Annotated in this window: 5 protein-coding genes; 2 read left to right on the top strand and 3 right to left on the bottom strand. The window is 52.3% G+C overall.

Going from position 1 to position 4,017, the window contains the following annotated elements; genetic code table 11:
- Both ACT4MF_RS18780 and ACT4MF_RS18775 read right to left on the bottom strand, forming a co-directional pair.
- A partial coding sequence (locus ACT4MF_RS18780; protein WP_444683626.1) for a Cdc6/Cdc18 family protein occupies nucleotides 1-910 on the bottom strand: 910 nt, incomplete at its 3' end.
- A 513-nt stretch (nucleotides 911-1,423) separates the two neighbouring features.
- Nucleotides 1,424-1,684, bottom strand: coding sequence for a hypothetical protein (locus ACT4MF_RS18775; protein ID WP_444683625.1), 261 nt, complete (start codon nucleotides 1,682-1,684; stop codon nucleotides 1,424-1,426).
- A 182-nt stretch (nucleotides 1,685-1,866) separates the two neighbouring features.
- Here ACT4MF_RS18775 and ACT4MF_RS18770 point away from each other — a divergent pair, with 182 nt between their 5' ends.
- Together ACT4MF_RS18770 and ACT4MF_RS18765 are read left to right on the top strand one after the other, a co-directional pair.
- On the top strand, nucleotides 1,867-2,304 hold the full coding sequence (locus tag ACT4MF_RS18770; protein ID WP_444683624.1) for a DUF5518 domain-containing protein: 438 nt from the start codon (nucleotides 1,867-1,869) through the stop codon (nucleotides 2,302-2,304).
- Between the two features lie 91 nt (nucleotides 2,305-2,395).
- Nucleotides 2,396-2,686, top strand: a complete 291-nt coding sequence (locus ACT4MF_RS18765) for a hypothetical protein (protein WP_444683623.1) — start codon at nucleotides 2,396-2,398, stop codon at nucleotides 2,684-2,686.
- Nucleotides 2,687-3,036: 350 nt separating this feature from the next.
- Here ACT4MF_RS18765 and ACT4MF_RS18760 read toward each other — a convergent pair whose 3' ends face one another.
- Nucleotides 3,037-3,867, bottom strand: coding sequence for an IS5 family transposase (locus ACT4MF_RS18760; protein ID WP_444683622.1), 831 nt, complete (start codon nucleotides 3,865-3,867; stop codon nucleotides 3,037-3,039).
- Nucleotides 3,868-4,017 lie beyond the last annotated feature (150 nt).

The following is a 4,017-nucleotide window of genomic DNA, read 5'->3' as shown; positions in this document are numbered from 1 at the left end:
GCTTTGACTTCGCATCGTCGACCCGATCGGTGTACTGATCGTAGAGTGTGGCCGGATCAATCTCTTCATCCTCTGTGAGTATCTCGTAGAGCACACGCTGGTCATCGGTGAGCTTGCCGATAGTCTTCTGCTGAATTTCCGATTTCGTTTCCGAAACAGAATCTTCAATGACTGAGTGCGGAATCGCGTCGAGATTATTGTAGCTAGCAGTCTGAGCGGCATTACGAAGGATACCGATAGCTTTGCGTGCATCGCCTGCGGCCTTATCCGCGATCAACTCCATCCCCTCTTGATCAAGAGTGCCGTCGACGAGCCCCCAGTGAACACGATCTTCGAGGATGGCGGTTAATCCGGCGAGATTGTAGCGTCCGAAGCGAATTCGAACACTGCTACTAAGACGGCTGTTGAGTCGGTCATCTAGGTGTGCAAAGACGTCTTCCTCACGGTTCGCAATGAGAATCATCGCAAGGTTTGGAATCCGATACAGATCGTATAGCAGGCTCTTATCCTCGAGTTGGTCAACCTCATCTAGGATAACAATATAGGGATCATCAACATTCCTGCGGAGCCGCTCGAGGAGTTCGTCTTTGGGGGTTGACTTCCGATGAATATCGACTGTACTGCCAATCCCATCGAGAATCCGGTAAAGCGTCTTGAAGCGGGTATAGTCCTCCCAGCAGTTAACGTACTGATGAGTAAGATCAAACGCGTTCTCGCGTAGCCGTTCGACCGTGTACTGAGCGATGCAGGTCTTTCCCGTACCTGACGGGCCGTAGAGAAACGATGTCTCAGCATGGTTACCGTCCATCACCGGCCGTAGCGTGTCTGAGAGGTGGCCGACTTCAGCGGAGCGGTGCTTCACCTCTTGAGGAATGAATTCGGGTTGTAACACCCGTGCATCCAGTATCATATGCCCGGAATGCGGCTGGAGAATATTAAACGGAAGTGTGTAATTTCCGAATTTCCGGCTCTGGTGGAGTCCTCAGTAGGTACTATGTGTTACTCCCGTTCCGGTCAATACAGACGAACCAATTATTGAATCTACGCTGGTTAGGGGCGCTAATTCGAAGAAGTCTCAACGTCATATTCATATCCAAGTTTCTCACGTAGCTGATGGAACACATCTAATATCTGTTCTCTGTCTTCACCAGTAGGAATCTTGATTCGTGCTGGCGGAGTAGCACTCTCCGAACCCAGAATTCGCCAAACTGTTCGACGAAGTAACGACTCCTCGGACACCGGCTTCCAATCAAGGCGTAGAAGATTCTCAGGAAACAGTGCGGTCACCTGCCCTAGCCGTTCCAACTCATATGACGCGCTCTGCTCTCCATCGGAGCAATACAGAGAGTTGGCTCTGTTGAAATCCTCAGTAGGTGATATATTCTGCCCCGGTTGCGGTCAATACAGGATATATTCATACTTGTTAGGCCTCTTCGTCTGATTCCCAGAATATTATGGAGAGAAAGCCACCGAGCATAATCAGAGTACCAACTACTTCAAGCGAAAATGGATATTGATCGATGCTGACAAGCTGACTAACAAATAACGCGATGGCCGCTCCTATAATGGCGATGATGGTGCCAACCTTCCGGCTAATTGGCCAGTCATTTTTCCGTGACTGATACACCGCAAGTGCGCAACCACCAGCAAAGATAGCGAGAGGGACAGTAATTGTCCAATTCATATTAGGACAGTTGTTGCTATTTACAAAATGATTCCGGTGGTACATTCGCACTCTTCAGCAATCGGCTTTTTTAGACAATAATGCGTCTGAAGAATATTATTTCAACAGAGCCAATTCGAACTATAGTGGACGGTCTACCCCCAAAACGTATAAATCAATCAACCAAATTCAAACATAGGACTATGGCAGTATCAAGCAAAATCACCCAGTGGTTGTTTGAGGAAAATATATCGGTTGCGACAATGCTTGGGTTCCTCTCTATTCCCTTCACGGTAGCTTTATCCTTGGAGACTGGCCCATCCTACTACGATTTCACTATAGTGTCATTCGCTGCGTTACTCGCGGGGCTGTACTACAGCAACCGATCCACCGCTACCAAGCGTGCTGGTTTGAGGACTGGCATCATCGGTGGCCTTCCCGCCGCTTGGAACTCCGTCGGTACCATCACTTCTGGGTGGGCGATATCGCCCGGCTACGCAGCTCTCGGAGTCGCGTTCTCGTTGCTCTGGCTCTGCTTCGCCCTCGCGGTCTGTGGCTTCGTCGGTGTCATCAGTGCAGCAATTGGTAGCGTCATTGGCCGCATCCCCCCGTTTCGTCGCATTGGCCCACAGACGGTCTGACCCGACGAGATCATCACTTGGCAATGTGGTGAGGAGTTACTGTCAGTACAGAGCACATACGTTTTATCCGTTCTGATGTCAATCATTCACCATGGTGGGTGTTGCCAACGCTCAGTTGTTCTTGCTACTCTCCGTTCTCTCAATGACACTGGTCGCGGCCTACGAACTGTATAAGGGTCCAAATTGGGGATACTTCTTCGGTGGACTATTATCGTATATGGCTGTATTGCCGCTGGTCATCACGAACGCCTTCGACTTCTCGGCCAGCATCGAGCAGACCCTATTCAGGGCAGGCATCGTTAGCGCATTCCTCGGTGTAGCGATCGTTCTCAGAACCAAGTATTCGTCACGAGACCATGACCTCTTTAGTCCCGACAGGTAACGCAGACCGTTAGCTCAGGCTCAACACGCAGTCATCAGCGAACAGCTGTTTCAGACGAAAACGCCTCTACAGAAAGTATCTCAACAGAATCTCTCAAACAGTAGCCTACACCGAATCAACTGTTTCGGAAATCACCCTCTCGACATTTTGTGTGTTTGGTACTAGGCGTCTCTTATGGGCAATCTCACCCCGATCGCATTCGACATTGAAACCAGTGGGCTCGGCGACGATGCTGTGATTACAGTCGCTGGACTCGCACACGAAGTTGGAGAGGTGCTTATCCTCAATACTGCTGGTCGACCCGCTAATGGCACCGAACTGCTCTGTTGAATCCGATGACGGCGTGGGGATCACTGTTTGAGAGCCTGTTCGAGGTTGTAGACTGCGGCGGTCAACACGAGTTCGCGGAACTCGCGGTACCAAGCGCGAGGATGGACAGCGGGGCCGAACCGACGCTTGATGGCCGAAAAGGCGGTCTCGGCCATCCAGCGCTGGCCGTATAATTCGCTGTCCAACCGAGCGTTGTGCGCGTGATCGTACGCAGCGAACAGCCGGTGACGCAGCAACGGCCGGACGCCCTCTGAACGGAGGGCGTCCCGGAGAGATTGGTCGTCATAGCCTTTGTCGCCGGCGAGACTCTCGATTTTCTCGGAGTTACGAAGAGCGACTCGACGGCCAGTTTGTGTGTCGTGCGGCCAGTGTGCCGAGCAGTGAATGTCGAGGATGGCACACGAACCTGTATCGACGAGTGCCGTCGTTTTGAGCGTGCGTATGTGGCGATCCGAGCGATGTTGGTAGTGTCTCGATGCCGTTTCGCGGTCGAAGAACGTGGCATCGATGGCTCCGTGCGAGCCCGGATCGCAGATGGTTACGGACTCACGAAGGAAGCTGCGCCACACAGACATGGGCACCCTCTCAAATGACCGGTACAGCGTTGAGGGTGCAGGAAATGCCGTTCGAGCGAGCTGTAACAGACCACGAACGCGATCCATCTCACTCGCCCAGTCAACAATCTCGCGGTACGTCGCGTCCATGTGAATCCGCAAAAAGTGGAGCGAGACATGCTTCCAGCCGGGAAATCCGTTGCCAGTCGGATCACTCACCGCCGTTGGACTGGCGGCACAGCGCTTTTGAGCCAGCGACACGGCTTGCTTAACGAAGCGGAAGAGGAGTTTAGGCACATTCGACTCTTCCGCTTCGCTACTGCCTTCAGAGCGACGCTATCCTGTCGCCTTCTGCGGATTCAACAGAGCACTGTTGAGGATTTCAGCAGAGCTAGCGACCCGTAAAACACTGAAATCAAATGCCGTCTGCCGATCCCCCAGAGTTCT

This window comes from Halorubrum sp. FL23 (genome assembly GCF_052439115.2).
Taxonomy (GTDB): Archaea; Halobacteriota; Halobacteria; order Halobacteriales; family Haloferacaceae; genus Halorubrum; species Halorubrum persicum.
Note: the sequence above shows the minus strand (reverse complement) of the source record. Positions and strands in the feature narration are given on the sequence as shown.